Raw genomic sequence first — 16,935 nt, forward strand, 5'->3', positions numbered from 1 at the left:
TCAACCCTCCCGCAGCGCCGCCCCGGCGGCGAGCGGCGCCAGCGGCAGGGCGCCGGCGAGGAAGGCGCCCAGCAGCAGCAGGAAAGGCCGCGGCTCCCCGCCCGCCGAGGCCGCCTCGATGGCGCCCGCCGCGAAGATCACCACGGGCACGGCCAGCGGCAGCACCAGCAGGGGCAGCAGCACGCCACCCCGGCGCGCACCCAGGGTCAGCGCCGCCCCCAGCGTGCCCAGCAGCGACAGCACCGCCGAGGCCAGGCCCAGCGCCAGCACCGCCACCCCCCAGGCCTCCACCGGCAGGGCCAGGAGGGCGCTGGAAACCGGCGCGGCCAGCAGCAGCGGCACGCCCGTCACCGCCCAGTGCGCCGCCGCCTTGGCCGCGGCCAGTCCCGCCGGCGGAAGGCCCGCGGTCAGCAGCAGGTCGAGCGAGCCGTCCTCGGCCTCGGCGGCGAAGAGGCGGTCCAGCGGCAGCAGGGCGGCCAGCAGCGCGGCCGTCACCAGCGCGCCCGGCGCCAGCCGCGCCAGGGCCTCGGGCGAGGGGCCGACGCCGAAGGGGAACAGCGCGCAGACGATCACGAAGAACAGCACCGCCGCGAGCGCCTCCGCCGGATGGCGCAGCGCCAGCCGCAGCTCGCGCAGGAAGACCGGGATCAGAGCGACACCTCCCGCGCGCCGGGCAGGGGCAGCGGCAGGTGGGTGGCCGCCAGCACGATGCCCCCCCGCCCCCGCTGCGCGGCCAGCAGCACCCCCAGGCGCGCGACGGAGGCGGCGTCGAGCCCGAGCGTCGGCTCGTCCAGCAGCCAGAGCGGCGCGTCGCCCAGCATCAGCCGCGCCAGGGCAAGCCGGCGCCGCTGGCCGGCGGAAAGCGTCCGGCAGGGCAGCCCGGCAAGGGCCGAGAGGCCGAGCGCGCCAAGCGCCTCGCCGGGATCGCCGCCCCGCAGCCGGGCCCAGAAGGAAAGGTCCTCCAGCGGCGTCAGGGCCGGCTTGATCGCATCCTGGTGGCCGAGATAGCGGGTGCGCGCCCCATGGGCGGCCGCATCCGCCGCCACCGGCTCCCCCTCCCAGGTCAGGCGTCCCGCGGCCGGCCGCAGCAGCCCCGCCAGCACCCGCAGCAGGGTCGATTTCCCGGCTCCGTTGGGGCCCAGAAGCAGCAGCGCCTCCCCCGGGGCGGCGCGCAGGGACAGGCCGGCGAAGACCACCCTGCCGCCGCGCCGGGCGGCCAGATCATCCGCCGCCAGCACCCCTGTCATTCCCCCTGGAAAACGGTCCCGCCCCTGGACCGGAAACCCTTGCCATGCTTCAAGCAGCGCCGAAATTCAAGCATACCCGGGGAGTTGCGAAGCATGAGCAAGATCGGCCAGGACACCCTCAAGACGCGGCGCACGCTGTCCGTCGACGGCAAGACCTACCATTACTTCTCCATCCCCGAGGCCGGCCGCGCGCTGGGCACTGACTTCACGCGGCTGCCGAACAGCCTGAAGGTGCTGCTGGAGAACGTGCTCCGCTTCGAGAACGGCGGCACCTACAAGGTCGACGACGCCAAGGCCATCGCCGGCTGGCTCGAGAAGGGCCAATCCGACCGCGAGGTTCCCTTCCGCCCCGCGCGCATCCTCATGCAGGACTTCACGGGCGTCCCCGCCGTGGTGGACCTCGCCGCGATGCGCGACGGCATGCTCAAGCTCGGCGGCGACCCGCAGAAGGTGAACCCGCTGGTCCCCGTGGACCTCGTGATCGACCACTCCGTCATGGTGGACGTGTCCGGCACCGCCGACGCGCTGAAGCGGAACGTCGACATCGAGTACGAGCGCAACGGCGAGCGCTACGAGTTCCTCCGCTGGGGCTCGGCCGCCTTCGACAACTTCCGCGTCGTTCCCCCCGGCACCGGCATCTGCCACCAGGTGAACCTCGAATACCTGGCCCAGGTGGTCTGGACCGCGACGGATGCGGGCGACGAGTACGCCTATCCCGACAGCTGCTACGGCACCGACAGCCACACGACGATGGTGAACGGCCTCGGCGTGCTCGGCTGGGGCGTGGGCGGCATCGAGGCGGAGGCCGCGATGCTCGGCCAAGCCATCGCCATGCTCATCCCCGACGTCATCGGCTTCAAGCTGGTCGGCAAGCTGAAGGAGGGCGTCACCGCCACCGACCTCGTGCTGACCGTCACGCAGATGCTCCGCAAGAAGGGCGTGGTCGGCAAGTTCGTGGAGTTCTACGGCCAGGGCCTGACGCACCTGCCCGTGGCCGACCGCGCGACCATCGGCAACATGGCTCCCGAATACGGCGCAACCTGCGGCTTCTTCCCGGTGGACGAGGCGACGCTTGGCTATCTCCGCCTTTCCGGCCGCGAGGAGCACCGCATCGCCCTCGTGAAGGCCTTCGCCCAGGCGCAGGGCATGTGGCGCGACGACAGCACGCCCGACCCCGTCTTCACCGACATGCTGGAGCTCGACCTTTCCACCGTCGTGCCGTCCATGGCCGGTCCGAAGCGCCCGCAGGACAGGGTGGTGCTGACCGACATCGCCGCTTCCTTTGTCCGCGACCTGCCCGCCCTTGCCGCCCCCGGCGCCCCGCCCGCCGATGCGCGCGTGCCGGTGGCCGGCGCGAACTACGACCTCGGCCACGGGGACGTGGTGATCGCCGCCATCACCTCCTGCACCAACACCTCCAACCCCTATGTGCTCGTGGCCGCCGGCCTCGTCGCGCAGAAGGCGCGGGCCAAGGGGCTCAAGCCCAAGCCCTGGGTCAAGACCTCGCTGGCCCCCGGCTCCCAGGTGGTCACCGACTACCTGAACGCCTCCGGCCTGCAGGCCGAGCTGGACGCGATGGGCTTCCAGACCGTCGGCTACGGCTGCACCACCTGCATCGGCAACTCCGGCCCGCTGGCGGACGCCATCGTGGACGCGGTGGAGGACAACAAGCTCGTGGTCGCCTCCGTGCTCTCCGGCAACCGCAACTTCGAGGGCCGCGTGCACCCCAACGTGCGCGCCAACTACCTCGCCTCCCCGCCGCTGGTGGTCGCCTACGCCCTGGCCGGCACGATCACCAAGGACATCACCACGGCGCCGCTCGGCACCGGCAGCGATGGCCAGCCCGTGTACCTGCGCGACATCTGGCCGGAGCAGGCGGAGATCAACGAGGTCGTCCACCGCGTCCTCACCCGCACCATGTTCCAGTCCCGCTACGCCGACGTCTTCAAGGGCGACGAGCACTGGCAGGGCATCCAGGTCGAGCTGGGCAGCGACACCTACCGCTGGAACTCGGGCTCCACCTACGTGCAGAACCCGCCCTACTTCGAGGACATCTCGCCCGAGCCGGCGGCCATCGCCTCCGTCCACGGCGCGCGCGTCCTGGCGGAGCTCGCGGACAGCATCACCACCGACCACATCTCGCCGGCCGGCTCCATCAAGAAGGCCTCGCCCGCCGGCGAGTACCTGCTGGAGCATCAGGTCCGGCAGGACGACTTCAACTCCTACGGCGCGCGCCGCGGGAACCACGAGGTCATGATGCGCGGCACCTTCGCCAACATCCGCATCAAGAACGAGCTGGTTCCGGGCATCGAGGGCGGGATCACCAAGCACCAGCCCTCGGGCGACGTGATGCCCATCTACACCGCGGCCATGCGCTACAAGGCCGAGGGCGTGCCGCTGGTGATCTTCGGCGGCAAGGAATACGGCACCGGCTCCTCCCGCGACTGGGCGGCCAAGGGCACCATGCTGCTGGGCGTGAAGGCGGTGATCGCCGAAAGCTTCGAGCGCATCCACCGCTCCAACCTGGTTGGGATGGGCGTGCTGCCGCTGGTGTTCAAGCCGGGCGAGGACCGCAAGAGCCTCGGCATCACCGGCGATGAGACGATCGACATCCTCGGCCTGGAGGATCTGAAGGCCCGGATGCTGCTCGACATCGTCATCCACCGCCCGGACGGCACGGAGACCCGCACCCAGGTCCAGTGCCGCGTCGATACGGCCGACGAGGTCGAGTACTACAAGCAGGGCGGCATCCTGCACTACGTGCTGCGCTCCATGGCGGGGGTGAAGGTCGCGGCCTGATCCGTCGCGCGTCGTGCGGCATGGAGGGGGCGCGGGCCGAAGGGTCCGCGCCCCTTTCCATGCCGTCTTTTCGTCTTCCCACCGGACCGGCCGCGCAACCCTGGTGCACGGCCCCGCGTTCGGCGGCGCGGGAACAGGGGATCAAGGCACTGGACGTTCGGCGCCCCACCAAGCGGGCCGTGTTGGTGATGAACGGGCGCGCGGGCACCCTGGCCGGACGGCCGGAGCTGCCGCGCCTGATTCTCGATGCCCTCCGCACCGCCGGCTTCGACCTGACGGTCATCGCCGAGGATGCCGCGCCCGACATGGGCGGCCGGGTGGAGGCCGCCATCGCCACCGATGCGCCGGTGATCATCGTGGGCGGCGGGGACGGCACCATCCGCTCCGTCGGTGCCCGCCTGGCCGAGAGCGGCCGGACCCTGGCCGTGCTGCCGCTGGGCACGCTGAACCTCCTAGCGCGCGACCTCGGCATGCCGCTGGATCCGGTGGAGGCGGCACTGGCCCTGGGCCGGTCCGAGCCGCGGGCGATCGACGTGGGGGAGGTGAACGGCGAGGCCTTCTTCTGCCAGTCCGTGATCGGCCTGCCCAACACCATCAACCGCTACCGCGAGCTGCACCGGCGGGAGAAGAGCTGGCGCTCCCTCCTGCGCGTCTTCGCGGCCGCCATCCGCACCTTGCTGCGCCAGCGGCCGCATCGGCTGATGATCAACGCCCCCGGCTGGCACAAGCCCTGGCGCATCTGGACCCGGGCATTGTCGGTCGTGAACAACGACTACGAGGAGGGCACGGGGCGCATGTTCCACCGCCCCTGCCTCGATGGCGGGGCGCTGCACCTTTATGTCAGCCGTCGCTTCTCGATCGGCTGGTCGGCCAAGATGCTGCTGTCCATGGCGCTGGGCATGTGGAAGCGCTCGCGCGAGATCGAGATCGTGTCGGGCCCCGCCTTCATCATCCGCTCGCGCCGCAAGAGCCTGCGGGTAATGAACGACGGGGAGGCCTTCATTCTCCGCACTCCCCTGCAATACGCCATCCGCCCGCGCGCGCTGACGGTGCTGGCGCCCCCTCCGGCGGCGGCCGGGTAGGCGCGCCGGGGTGAGGATCATCGACCACATCTCGGACCTGCATTTCAGCCGGATCGACCACCGCGCCTCCGACGCGCTGCTGGCCCGGCTGAACGCCGATCCCGCGCACCTCGTGGTTATCTCGGGCGACCTAACCATGCGCGCCCGCCCGCGCGAGTTCCGCGCCGCCCGCGCCTTCCTGGATGCCCTCACGGTGCCCTGGGTTGCCGTGCCGGGGAACCACGACATCACCGCCTATTACCTGTGGGAGCGGCTCCTCAACCCCTTCGGGCGCTGGGAGGCGATGATCTCCCCCGAAACGGAACCCGTCTACGAGGACGAGGAGATCCAGGTCCTCGGCCTCAACACCGTTTCGCGCGGAGGGCTGCACCTGAACTGGGAGAACGGGACCATCCCGCGCTCCGGCCTGCTGCGCCTGCTGCGGCGCCTGCGCCGCCTGCCGGAGGGGCCCTTCCGGATCGTGGTCGCCCACCACCCCTTCCTCGCCCCGCCCGAGCGGCCCGACACGCCCGTGGTGAAGCGCGGGGAGCGCGCGTTGCGCGACCTCGCTCAGGCCGGCGTGCGGCTGGTGCTCTCGGGGCACCTGCATGTGGGCTTCCACAACCTCCATGCCGTCACCGCCAAGGATGGCGACAGCCTGCTCGTGCTGCAGGCGGGATCGGCCACCTCCACCCGGTTGCGGGGGGAGCAGAACGCCTACAACCGCGTGGTGGTGGAGAACGGCCGCGCCCGCTGGACCGCGCATCACTGGGACGGCGCCGCCTGGTCCTGAGCGCCGCCGCCCGGGCACGCCCCGGGCTTCAGTCTCCCCGTCCCTCGATCCATCCCAGCGCCACCGGCACCGCCAGCGCGCAGAGCGCGGCCATGGCCAGGAAGGCGCCGGCGCCGAGGCCTGCGTAGAGCGCGCCCGCGGCCAGCATGGCCAGGGCCTGCGCCCCCGTGTTTCCGAGCGCCGCGTGCAGGCTCTGCGCCGACAGCGCCTCCCCGGGCGGCGCGCGGGCGGCGAGCCAGCGCATGGCGCCCATGTACTGCGCCCCGAAGGTGATGGCGTGCAGCGCCTGCAAGGGCACCAGCGCCCAGAGTTCGGTGGTGGCCGCCAGCGCGCACCAGCGCAGGACCCCCACGCCGGCCGCCAGCAGCATCAGCGCCCGCGGGGAAAGCCGCCCCAGCAGCGGACGCGCCCAGAAGAAGAGCAGGACCTCGGCCAGAACCCCCTCGGCCCACAGCAGGCCGATCGTGTCCGGCGAATGCCCCGCCCGCGCCCAGTGGATGGAGGCGAAGCCGTAATAGGCGGCGTGGCTGCCCTGGATCAGGCCCGTGATCAGCACCAGCCGCGCGAAGCCGGGCCGGCGCAGCAGGTGCAGCGGAAAGACCTTCCGGAACCCGCCGCGCTGGGCGCCGGAAGGCGGCGCCGGCACCGCCGCCCGCGGCAGCGCCCAGGCCGCCAGTGCCGCGGCGGCATAGGACCCGGCCAGCAGCCAGGGCACCGCCGCATAGCCCGCCCAGCCCGCCAGCCATCCTGCCCCCACCGCCCCCAGCACGAAGGCGGCCGAGCCCGCCGAGCGCACCCGCCCGTAATCCGCCCCCGCCCGCCGCGTGGCCGCCAGCGTCATCGCCTCCCCCAGGGGGCTGAGCGGCGCCATGGCGGCGGCGAACAGAAGCTGCACCAGCAGCACCGCCCAGAACCCCTCCGCCGGCAGGAACAGCGGCGCGGCGAGGGCGGCCACGGCCGCGCAGGGCATCAGGAGCCGCCGCCCGTCGCCCAGGCGGTCGGCCAGGCGCCCCATGGCGGGGCTGACGGTGAACCGGATCAGCGAGCCCGCGAAGAGCACCTGCGCCACCGCCTCAGGCCCCAGGCCCTTGCCGGCCAGGAAGGGCGGCAGGAAGGGCATGGCCACGCCGACCCCGAGAAAGCTGGTGGCGAGCAGCAGCGCCAGCCGCGCCAGGGGCTCCCCTGGCCGGGTTCCGGGCGGGACCTGGTCCGGCACATCCACCGCGATCGCGGTGGGGAGCGGCGCGCCAGGCGGGGCGCCCGTCATCGCCCCCGGAACGCCGCAACCGGCGGCCTCGGCTGTGGCATGGTGTGCTGTGTTCGGCGCGTTCATGGGGCCGTCGCACCCTCCCCCCAACCTCGGCGCTTGCCAAGGCCGTCACGCGGGGCCACACGTCCGGGCCAATGAGCCCGTCCTCAGACCGCCAGATGTTCCCCTCCCGCGTGAAGGCCGTCCTCGGCCCCACGAACACCGGGAAGACCCACTTGGCCATCACCCGCCTGCTGGCCCATTCCAGCGGCATCATCGGCTTCCCGCTGCGCCTTCTGGCGCGCGAGAACTACGACCGCATGGTGGCCGCCAAGGGCGAGAAGCACGTCGCCCTCATCACGGGGGAGGAGAAGATCGTCCCCCCCGGGGCGAAGTGGTTCGCCTGCACGGTGGAGGCCATGCCGCTGGACCGGCAGGCCGAGTTCGTGGCGGTGGACGAGATCCAGCTCTGCGCCGACGCCGATCGCGGGCACATCTTCACCGATCGCCTGCTGAACGCCCGCGGCCTGGTGGAAACCATGTTCCTGGGCGCCGAGACCATCCGGCCCCTTCTCCAGCGCCTGGTGCCGCAGGCCGAGATCGAGAGCCGCCCGCGGCTGTCCCAGCTCAGCTATGCCGGCCCGGCCAAGCTCACCCGCCTGCCGTCCCGCTCGGCCGTGGTCGCCTTCTCCGCCGGGGAGGTCTACGCCATCGCGGAGGCCATCCGGCGCCGGCGCGGCGGTTGCGCGGTGGTGATGGGCCGCCTCAGCCCCCGCACCCGAAACGCCCAGGTGGCCCTCTACCAGAACCGGGAGGTGGACTTCCTGGTGGCGACCGATGCCATCGGGATGGGCCTGAACATGGACGTGGACCATGTGGCCTTCGGCAACCTGCAGAAGTTCGACGGGCACCGCCCCCGCCTCCTGAACCCGCAGGAGGCCGCGCAGATCGCCGGCCGTGCCGGGCGGGGCATGCGCGACGGCACCTTCGGTGTCACCGGCGACTGCCCGCCGCTGTCGGACGAGATGGTCTACAAGATCGAGGGCCACCACTTCGAGCCGCTGACCACGCTGGCCTGGCGCAACAGCGACCTCGACCTGGCCAGCATCGACGGGCTGCTGAACAGCCTGGCGCAGCCGCCCCCCTTCCAGGGCCTGGCGCGCGGCAACGACGCCACCGACCACATCACCCTCGAGGCCCTTTCGCGCGAGCAGGACATCCGCCGTCTGGCGGATTCCCGCGCCCGCGTCCGCCTGCTGTGGGAGGCCTGCCAGATCCCGGACTTCCGCAAGCTGGCGGACGAGAGCCACACCCGCTTCTGCGCCCGCGTCTTCGGGCATCTGGCGCAGGAGGGGACTCTCCCGGCAGACTGGGCCGCCTCGCAGATCAACTATCTCGACAACACCGAGGGCGACCTCGATACGCTGATGGCCCGGCTCTCGGGCATCCGCACCTGGACCTATGTCGCCGCTCGCGCCGACTGGCTGAAGGACGCAACCGCCATGCAGGAGGCCGCCCGCGCCGCCGAGGACCATGTTTCCGACGCGCTGCACGAACGCCTGACCGCCCGCTTCGTGGACCGCCGCGCGGCCCACCTCATCCGCAAGCTCGACGAGGGGGAGGAGGACCTTCTTTCCGCCGTGGCGCGCAACGGGGACGTGGTGGTGGAAGGCCATCCCGTCGGGCAGGTGAAGGGCTTCGTCTTCGAGACCTCGGCCGATGCCGAGGACGAGGAGGAGCGCAAGGTGATGCTTCGCGCCGCCCGCCGGGCCCTGCGCGAGGAGATGCCGCGCCGCGTCGGCGCCCTGGAGACCGCGCCGGACGACGCCTTCGCGCTGACGAAGTTCCAGCGCATCACCTGGAAGGCCGAAGGCGCCGACGAGCCCGCGGAGGTCGCCAAGCTCAAGCCCGGCACCTCCCCCGAGAAGCCGGTGATCGAGCCCATCGACTCCGAGTTCATCGACAGCGCCCAGCGCGACCGCATCCGCGCCAAGCTCGCCACCTGGTTCGACGCCCTGGTGGCCCGCGACTTCGCGCCTCTGATCGAGGCCGAGGCCAAGGCCGCCGAGGACGCGGAGCTGCGCGGCCACCTGTTCCGGCTGCGCGAGTATCTCGGCCTGCTGCCCGGCGGCACGGAGCGCGAGATCACCCCGGAGCTGCGCGGCAAGCTCAAGGCCATCGGCGTCCGCGCCGGCCGCTTCGCCCTGTACATCCCGGAGATGCTCAAGCCCCGCCCGATGGCGCTGCGGGCGCAGCTCTGGGCGCTGAAGGCCAATTCGGCAGTGCCCTCCCTGCCCGGCGGTGGCCTGGTCTCCATCGTGCCGCCGCGCGACTGGCCCCGCGGCTTCGCGGCCACGATGGGCTGGGTCCAGGCCGGTCCCGCCCTGGTGCGCCTTGATGTCGCCGAGCGCATCGCGGGCGAACTCGGGCATCTCACCCGCCGCGCCCCCGCCGCCCTTCCCATGGACGTCGCCAGCCGCCTCGGCGCCAAGGCCGACAGCCTGCCGGCCGTGCTGAACGCCCTGGGCTTCCGCCTCGTGGCGCCCGAGCCGCTGGAGGAGGGCGCCCATGGCCCGCCCGCGCCCCAGCTCGTGGCCGCCCGCCGCGAGGACGCCCATCGCCAGCGCGGCCCGCGCCGCGAGGGCCAGGGAGCCGACCGGAGTGCCGAGGGCCAACCCCGGGACGGCCAGGACCGCCGCGGCCGTGGCCGCGACCGCCCGCGCCGCGACGCTGCCCCCGCCCAGGCCGCGCCCACCGACGGCACCCCGACGCCCGAAGGCGCCGAGGCCGCCCCGGCCGAAGGTGCGGCCGAGGGCGCTCCGCCCGCCGCCCGGGAGGGCCGCCCGCCGCGTCGCGAGCGCCCCGACAACCGGGGAGACAATCGGGGGAACAACCGGCACGGCAACCGCCCCGGCGAGCGCGAGGCGCAGGCGGCCGGCGAGCCGGGCCGCGCGCCCGGTGATCGCGGCCGGCCGGATCGTGGCCCACGCCCGGGCGGTGATGGTCCCCCCCGTGGCCCACGCCCGGAAGGCCAGCGCTTCGACGGCCCCCGCGGCGGCGATCGCGGCCCGCGCCACGACCGGCGCGATGACGGCCCGCCCCAGCCCCGCACGGTGTTCGAGCCGCGCCGGGACAAGGCCGCCGATCCGGACAGCCCCTTCGCCGTGCTCGCGCGGCTGAAGCTCGGAAAGACCTGACCGGCGGACGATGGCGGAGGCAGAGGACCGCGACTGGCAGCGCCTGGACAAGTGGCTCTGGTGCGCGCGCCTGTCCAAGACGCGCGCCGCCTGCGCCGCCTTCGTGGAGCGCGGCGGCGTCCGCCTGAACCGCCAGCCCGTGGACAAGCCGCATGCCCGTCTCCGCCCCGGGGACGTGCTGACCCTGGCTGTGGGCGGGGCGGAGCGCGGCGTGGTGAAGGTCTGGCGGGTGCAGGCCCTGGCGGAGCGCCGGGGGCCGCCGGCCGAGGCGCGGACGCTTTACGAGGAGATCGGCACGGGGTGAGCCCCGTTGCCGCCGGGTTGCCACCGGGCAAGACCCAGGCCTGTCGAAAGGGCGGGTTGCATGGCGCGGCCACCCGGTCCATGTGCGGCGGGTCGGGGCCGCCCGCATTCACGCGGGCCGTATGAGGGGCTGACTGTGACCTACGTCGTCACCGAGAACTGCATCAAGTGCAAGTACATGGACTGCGTCGAGGTGTGTCCGGTGGACTGCTTCTACGTCGGCGGCAACATGCTGGTGATCCATCCCGACGAGTGCATCGACTGCGGCGTCTGCGAGCCCGAATGCCCGGCCGAGGCGATCCTGCCGGACAGCGACGACCGCGCCACCGAATGGGTCGAGCTGAACCGCACCTATTCCGCCCAGTGGCCCAACATCTCCCGCAAGGGCGAGCCGCCGCCGGATGCCAAGGAGTGGGACGGCAAGCCGAACAAGGCTCCTCTGTTCGACGCCTCCCCCGGCGAGGGCTGAGGCGCGGGCCGGAGGCAAGGGCCCGCCCCCTCCGGGCGCCGAGGGATGCGGGAACGGCTAAACCCGTGCCTGCCCGCGGCGTTGCCCCCTGATGCCCGAGCCCCGCGTGACCGACCCGGCGTTTTGTGTTACGTCTCCATACGGAACACAGGCGCCTCGCCCGGCCGTCCGGGCCGGGCGTGAAGATCGTTGCGAAGCGCAGCCTCCTTTCCAGTCCGGGATGTTCCGGCCGGGTTCCTTCCTCAAGCCAGGGGAAGGAGTCCACCCGCGCGTCGCTCGACGGAAAAACCGGGGCGGGGGCGCAGGGGTGGTGGCCTCCCTTATGGGAAGCCGGTGCCGGCTCCCGGCTGGAGCGGAGGTGGCGACGTCGATCCGGCGCAGGCCGGTGACGCCAGAGAGATTGCGGAGAGCATGATGAAGGCACCCGCCGGGAGCAAGTCCCCGAGCAACGCGCCCCCGCCCGAGGCCGAAGCGGCCAAGGCCAAGTCCGCCGCCCCCGCCCGGAAGACCGAGGCCGCGGCGCCGGAGGAAAAGCCGGCCGCCGGTTCCGGCGCGCCATCGCCGGCGCCCCGGCCCGCCAAGGCCGCTGCCGCGCGCACCGATGTCGCGGCCAAGACCGAGTCCACGGCGAAGGCGAAGGCCCGCCCCCCCGAGGGCGACGACGCCGAGGACCAGACGGCGCGGGAGCCCGATGGAATGGCCGAGGCCCAGGCTCCTGCCCCCACCGCGTCCGCCGCCACGCCGGAGCCGGTGATCCAGGCGCCGATGCGCCCGGCGCCCCCGCCCAAGCCGCTTGGCAATGCCGGGAAGGATTTCCGCGCGGGCGACTTCGTCGTCTATCCGACCCACGGCGTCGGCCAGGTGCAGGGGATCGAGGACGTGCCGATCGCGGGCCAGACCCTCAAGGTGATCACGGTCACCTTCGAGGAGAACCGGATGACGCTGAAGGTTCCCATGGCCAAGGCCGCCTCCTCCGGCCTGCGCAAGCTGGCCTCGGAGAAGGTGATGGGCGAGGCGATGGAGACGTTGCAGGGCCGCGCCCGGATCAAGCGCACCATGTGGTCCCGCCGCGCGCAGGAATACGAGCAGAAGATCAACTCCGGCGACCCCATCGCCATCGCGGAGGTGGTGCGCGACCTGCACCGCAACGCCGGCCAGCCCGACCAGTCCTTCTCCGAGCGCCAGATCTACGAGCTGGCGCTGGAGCGGCTGGCGGCGGAGGTCGGTGCCCTGGACCGCACGGACAAGGCGGCGGCCACCCAGAAGCTGCTGGACCACCTCAAGACCGTGGAGAAGGAGAAGTAGCCGCCGCGGCTTCTCCGGAACGCGCCCACGAAAAAACCCCGGGGATCGCTCCCCGGGGTTTCTTGGTGTTCGGCCGCTCCGATCAGTCGGACGAGTTGCGCACGCCCATGAACTGCAGCAGCAGCTGGAACAGGTTCACGAAGTTCAGGTACAGGCCCAGCGCGTCCATCACGGAACGCTTGCCCGCCTCGTCGGAACCCTCGGCGTAGCTGTACTCGACATAGTCGCTCTTGATCCGCTGCGTGTCATAGGCGGTGAGGCCCGTGAACACGACCACGCCGATCACGCTGATCGCGAACTGCAGCGCGGAGCTGCCGACGAAGGCGTTGACCAGGCCGGCGATGAGGATGCCGATCAGGCCCATCATCAGGAACCCGCCCATCCGCGTCAGGTCGGCCTTCGTGGTGTAGCCGTAGAGGCTGACGGCCGCGAACATGCCGGCGGTGACGAAGAAGGTGCTGGCGACGGAGGCGCCGACATAGACGATGAAGATGTTCGCCATGCTGGCGCCCATCGCGACGCAGAAGGCCCAGAACAGTGCCTGGGTCGTTCCCTTCGACAGCCTGTTGATGCCGAAGGAGAGCACCATCACGAAGGCCAGCGGCGCGAAGATGGCGACGAAGCCGAGGATCGTCGGCTGGGTCGCCAGCCCACGGGGGGTGCGCACCACGTTGAAGAACAGCTCGGCCAAGCCGGTGTTCGCGATCACGTAGGCCGTAATCGCCGTCAGCGCGAGGCCGGACGCCATCCAGTTGTAGACGCGCAGCATATAGGCGCGCAGCCCGGCATCGATCGTGGCGGCATCGGTGGCGGCGCGACCCAGCGGCTGGTTCCAGGCGGACGGACCGCCCTGGAAACGGTTGTCGGGACCGAAGGCCATGGGTTTCAGAACTCCTTCCGGAACGGGCACCCGCCCATTCCTGCGTAGACGATATATGGACTTCCTGTAATGCGGATCAAGCGGCAATCCGCGTGTAAGCCCGATGAAAGCTTCCGCCCGGTGGCCGGAGAACCTGCATGGGCAGGCGAGCACGGGATGCCGAAAGCCGCAACGGAGCCACCCGGAGCAATCCTGACAAATCTCGTCAAGTGAGACGTCGGACGATCCCTATAATGCCGGCACCGGAAACGCTGGCTGGCGGCGGGACGGCCCCATTCACCCCGTTCCGCCCGACCTCCGGAGATCCCATGACGAAGTCCGACCATGCCTGTTCAGGATGCAAGCAGAGCCGGCTGGATTTCGACTTCGTGATGGCATTCCAGCCCATCGTGGACCTGCAGGAGCAACGGATCGACGGTCATGAGGCGCTGGTACGCGGACCGGCGGGCGAAGGAGCCGGCACGGTCATCGCGCAGGTCACCGAAGGTAATCTTTATGCCTTCGACCAGGCCTGCCGGGTGCGGGCGATCGAGTCGGCTGCTCGGCTGGGGCTCGACGGCAACCTCAGCATCAATTTCCTGCCAAACGCCGTGTATGACGCCAAGGCCTGCATCCGCATGACCCTGGCCGCCGCGGCACGGAGCGGCTTTCCGCTGAACCGCCTGATCTTCGAGTTCACGGAGAACGAGCAGATGGCGGAGGAGGACCACCTGCGGTCCATCATGAACGAGTACCGCCGGCACGGCTTCCGCGTCGCGCTCGACGACTTCGGGACGGGCTACTCAGGCCTCTCGCGGCTCGCCAATCTTCGCCCCGACATCATCAAGCTCGACCGCGCGCTGGTGCAGAACTGCGACCAGGACGGTGTCCGGCTCGCCATCGTGGGCAGCATGGTCCGCCTGGCGGCCGAGATCGGCATCAAGGTCGTCGCCGAAGGAATCGAGCGGCCCGGCGAGATGGAGGCACTCCGCTTCGTGGGCGTCCGCTACATGCAGGGCTTCCATTTCGCCCGCCCTGCGCTCGGGCACGTCACCTCGGCGGGCTCGATCCCATGGCCCGAACCCGCACTCGCCTGATCCAGGCCGGCGGCACGGCGGGGTGCCGCCGCGCCGCCCCCTACTCGTTCCGCAGCAGCGGCGCCGCCTTGGCCCGCAGCGCGAGGGCCGTTCCCGCATACCCCATCGCGAGCGTGAGCCCGACGCAGAGCAGGATGGTGACCGCCAGCGTGCCCGGCAGGAAGGTCCAGTCGGTCCGCATCACGAAATGCGTCACCCCCCAGGAGGCGAGCGTGCCCACCCCGGCCGCGACCACTCCGGCCACGAGCCCCAGCAGGCCGAACTCCACCAGCCAGGCGGTGCGGATCTGCGACCGCGTCGCGCCGAGAGTCTTGAGCACCACCGCGTCCCGGATCCGGCGCCTCTGCCCGGCCGCCACCGCCCCGGCCAGCACCAGCAGGCCTGATACGAGGGTGAGCGCGGCCGTGGAGGAGAGCGCCGTTCCCAGGCGCCGCAGCAGCGCGCCGAGGGCATCCAGCGCATCCCGCACCCGGATGCCCGTGACATTGGGCAGGGCGTCCGTCACCGCCCGCAAGAGCGCCGCATCCCGGGCGGGATCGCCGCGAACGGTGGCGATATGGGTGTGCGGCGCGGCCTCCAGCAGCCCGGGCGAAGCGACCAGGGCGAAGTTCAGCCCGAGCCCGCGCCACTCGATGTCGCGCGTGGAGACCACGCGCAGGTCGATGTCGCGCCCCAGCACGTTCACGGTGATGGTCGACCCCAGCCCGGCGTTCCAGCCGCGCGCCAGGTTGTCGTCCAGCGAAACCAGCGGTTCCCCCCGGTAGTCGGGCGCCCACCACTGGCCCTGCACCAGCCGCGTTCCCTCCGGTGGTGCGGCGGCATAGGTCAGCCCGCGGTCGCCGCGCAGCGCCCAGCGGGTCTCCTCGGTTGCCTGCACCTGCTCGGCCGGCACGCCGTTCACCCGGACGATCCGCGCGCGAAGGGATGGCACGCGCCGCACCTCCGTCACCCCCGGCACGGCACGGGCCACGCGGTCGAACTCGCCTGCCTGATCGGACTGGATGTCGATGAAGTAGAAGGACGGCGCGGCGTCCGGCAGGCTCTCGCTGATCTGTTGGCGCAGGTTCCCCTGGATCAGCGCGATGGCCGCCAGCGTGCTGAGGCCGATGCCCAGCGAAACCAGCATCAATGCGGTCGGTGCCCCCGGCCGGTGCAGGTTGGCCAGCCCCAGGCGCAGCGAGGGCCGGCGCCGCACGGGAATACGCCGCGCGAGGGCCTGGAGCCCCGAGGCGGCCAGCCGGAACAGCCCGAGCGTGCCGAGCGCGGCCAGGCAGAACCACAGCGCGAAGAGCGGGCGCTCCGCCGTTCCCACCACAAGCCCGATCAGCGCCGCCACCACCAGGGCATTGGCCACAACCAACCCGATCCGCGGGCGCCGCGCCTCCGGCAGCAGGTTGTCGCGGAACAGGGCGGCGCCGGGGATGTCGCGCGCCCGGCCGAGCGGCCAAAGCGCGAAGGCGAGGGCCGTCAGCAACCCATAGATGGCGGCCAGCCCGAGCGGCACCGGGTAGAAGCCCAGGCGCGGCGGCACCGGCAGCGCGCCCGCGAGGGCCATGGCCCCCGCCCAGGTCAGCGCATAGCCCGCCAGCAGGCCGATCACCACGCCGAGCATCGCCAGGGCCAGCACCTGGATCAGGTAGGTCGCGAAGATCGCGCCCGCCGGCGCCCCCAGGCAGCGCAGGGTCGCGATGGTGCGCGCCCGCTGCTCCAGCCAGGAGCGCACGCCCGTGGCGACGCCGATTCCCCCCACCAGCAGCGCCGTCAGCCCCGCCAGCACCAGGAAGGAGGCGGCCTGGTCCAGGAAGCGCGTGACGCCCGGCTGCCCCTGCGAGGAATCCCGCACCCGCCAGCCGCCGTCCGCGAAGGGCTGGGCGCGCAACTGGTCGGCGAAGGCCCTCCCCTCCGTACCCGGCGGCAGGGCCGTGCGCATCTCATAGGTGACGAGGCTGCCCGGCTGCACCAGCCCCGCGGCTTCCAGCGCCGGAAGCGGGATGATCGCGCGCGGGCCGAGCACGGCCGCGCCCGCGGCCTTGTCGGGCTCCGACACGATGGCGCCGCGATAGGTGAAGCGCGCATCGCCGATCCGCACGACCGAGCCCGGCGAAAGCGCCAGCCGCTCCGCCACCAACGGGTCCAGCACCACCGGCGGCAGGCCGTTCGCCCCCTCGCCCAGGGGGCCAGCCGGGTCGAGCAGGAGTTCGCCGTAGAGCGGGTAAGCCCCGTCCACCGCCTTCAGCTCCACCAGCGTCCGCTCGCCCGAGGGCGCGACGGCCATGGAGCGCGTGGACACAAGCTGGGCCACCCGCCCGCCCCGCGCCTCCGCCCAGGCGCGGGCCTCGGGCGGGAACGGGCGGGAGTTGGCGGCCAGCACATCCCCGCCCAGAAGCCGGGCTCCGTCCGCTTCCAGCCCGGCCTGCACGGCGGCCCGCAGCGTTCCCACCGCCGCGATCGCCGCCACGCCCAGGGCGAGGCAGGCCAGCACGATCCGCAGCCCCCGCACGCCCCCGCGCAGCTCGCGCCGCGCGAGGCGCCAGCCCATGGTCCAGTTCTTCACGC

13 protein-coding genes are annotated in these 16,935 nt (G+C 72.3%); 8 read left to right on the top strand and 5 right to left on the bottom strand.

Going from position 1 to position 16,935, the window contains the following annotated elements; translation table 11 throughout:
* Positions 1 to 651 (bottom strand): heme exporter protein CcmB, encoded by a 651-nt coding sequence (ccmB, locus tag ACFFIC_RS14400; RefSeq protein ID WP_377051557.1) that lies wholly within the window; start codon positions 649 to 651, stop codon positions 1 to 3.
* A complete protein-coding gene (gene ccmA, locus ACFFIC_RS14405; protein WP_377051471.1) occupies positions 648 to 1,247 on the bottom strand; it encodes a heme ABC exporter ATP-binding protein CcmA in 600 nt (199 codons plus the stop codon). Before ccmA ends, ccmB begins: the two co-directional genes overlap by 4 nt.
* 93 nt (positions 1,248 to 1,340) lie before the next feature.
* Between ccmA and acnA the strand changes: the two genes are divergently transcribed.
* The 3 genes from acnA to ACFFIC_RS14420 all read left to right on the top strand — a co-directional run bounded on the left by acnA (position 1,341) and on the right by ACFFIC_RS14420 (position 5,900).
* Positions 1,341 to 4,046: an aconitate hydratase AcnA gene (gene acnA, locus ACFFIC_RS14410; RefSeq protein ID WP_377051473.1), complete on the top strand. Its 2,706-nt coding sequence runs from the start codon at positions 1,341 to 1,343 to the stop codon at positions 4,044 to 4,046.
* Between the two features lie 185 nt (positions 4,047 to 4,231).
* Positions 4,232 to 5,128, top strand: coding sequence for a diacylglycerol/lipid kinase family protein (locus ACFFIC_RS14415; RefSeq protein ID WP_377051559.1), 897 nt, complete (start codon positions 4,232 to 4,234; stop codon positions 5,126 to 5,128).
* Between the two features lie 10 nt (positions 5,129 to 5,138).
* Positions 5,139 to 5,900 carry a metallophosphoesterase family protein gene (locus ACFFIC_RS14420; protein ID WP_377051475.1) on the top strand — a complete coding sequence of 254 codons (762 nt, stop codon included), beginning with the start codon at positions 5,139 to 5,141 and terminating at the stop codon, positions 5,898 to 5,900.
* A gap of 28 nt (positions 5,901 to 5,928) precedes the next feature.
* Here the strand turns inward: ACFFIC_RS14420 and ACFFIC_RS14425 are convergent, their stop codons facing one another.
* A complete protein-coding gene (locus tag ACFFIC_RS14425; RefSeq protein WP_377051477.1) occupies positions 5,929 to 7,233 on the bottom strand; it encodes an MFS transporter in 1,305 nt (434 codons plus the stop codon).
* A 95-nt stretch (positions 7,234 to 7,328) separates the two neighbouring features.
* Here ACFFIC_RS14425 and ACFFIC_RS14430 point away from each other — a divergent pair, with 95 nt between their 5' ends.
* From ACFFIC_RS14430 to ACFFIC_RS14445, 4 genes are all read left to right on the top strand, one after another.
* Positions 7,329 to 10,346 (top strand): helicase-related protein, encoded by a 3,018-nt coding sequence (locus ACFFIC_RS14430; RefSeq protein ID WP_377051479.1) that lies wholly within the window; start codon positions 7,329 to 7,331, stop codon positions 10,344 to 10,346.
* A gap of 10 nt (positions 10,347 to 10,356) precedes the next feature.
* On the top strand, positions 10,357 to 10,650 hold the full coding sequence (locus tag ACFFIC_RS14435; RefSeq protein ID WP_377051481.1) for an RNA-binding S4 domain-containing protein: 294 nt from the start codon (positions 10,357 to 10,359) through the stop codon (positions 10,648 to 10,650).
* Positions 10,651 to 10,785: 135 nt separating this feature from the next.
* Positions 10,786 to 11,118: a ferredoxin FdxA gene (gene fdxA / locus ACFFIC_RS14440; protein ID WP_377051483.1), complete on the top strand. Its 333-nt coding sequence runs from the start codon at positions 10,786 to 10,788 to the stop codon at positions 11,116 to 11,118.
* Positions 11,119 to 11,529: 411 nt separating this feature from the next.
* The gene (locus ACFFIC_RS14445) at positions 11,530 to 12,423 is read left to right on the top strand and encodes a CarD family transcriptional regulator (RefSeq protein WP_377051485.1); all 894 of its coding nucleotides are present in this window, start codon (positions 11,530 to 11,532) and stop codon (positions 12,421 to 12,423) included.
* A gap of 82 nt (positions 12,424 to 12,505) precedes the next feature.
* Here the strand turns inward: ACFFIC_RS14445 and ACFFIC_RS14450 are convergent, their stop codons facing one another.
* Positions 12,506 to 13,303, bottom strand: a complete 798-nt coding sequence (locus tag ACFFIC_RS14450) for a Bax inhibitor-1/YccA family protein (RefSeq protein ID WP_377051487.1) — start codon at positions 13,301 to 13,303, stop codon at positions 12,506 to 12,508.
* Positions 13,304 to 13,611: 308 nt separating this feature from the next.
* Here ACFFIC_RS14450 and ACFFIC_RS14455 point away from each other — a divergent pair, with 308 nt between their 5' ends.
* The gene (locus ACFFIC_RS14455) at positions 13,612 to 14,379 is read left to right on the top strand and encodes an EAL domain-containing protein (RefSeq protein WP_377051489.1); all 768 of its coding nucleotides are present in this window, start codon (positions 13,612 to 13,614) and stop codon (positions 14,377 to 14,379) included.
* Between the two features lie 40 nt (positions 14,380 to 14,419).
* Here ACFFIC_RS14455 and ACFFIC_RS14460 read toward each other — a convergent pair whose 3' ends face one another.
* Positions 14,420 to 16,933, bottom strand: a complete 2,514-nt coding sequence (locus ACFFIC_RS14460; protein ID WP_377051491.1) for an ABC transporter permease — start codon at positions 16,931 to 16,933, stop codon at positions 14,420 to 14,422.
* Positions 16,934 to 16,935: the final 2 nt, after the last annotated feature.

Source organism: Muricoccus vinaceus (assembly GCF_042433125.1).
Lineage (GTDB): Bacteria > Pseudomonadota > Alphaproteobacteria > Acetobacterales > Acetobacteraceae > Roseomonas > Roseomonas vinacea.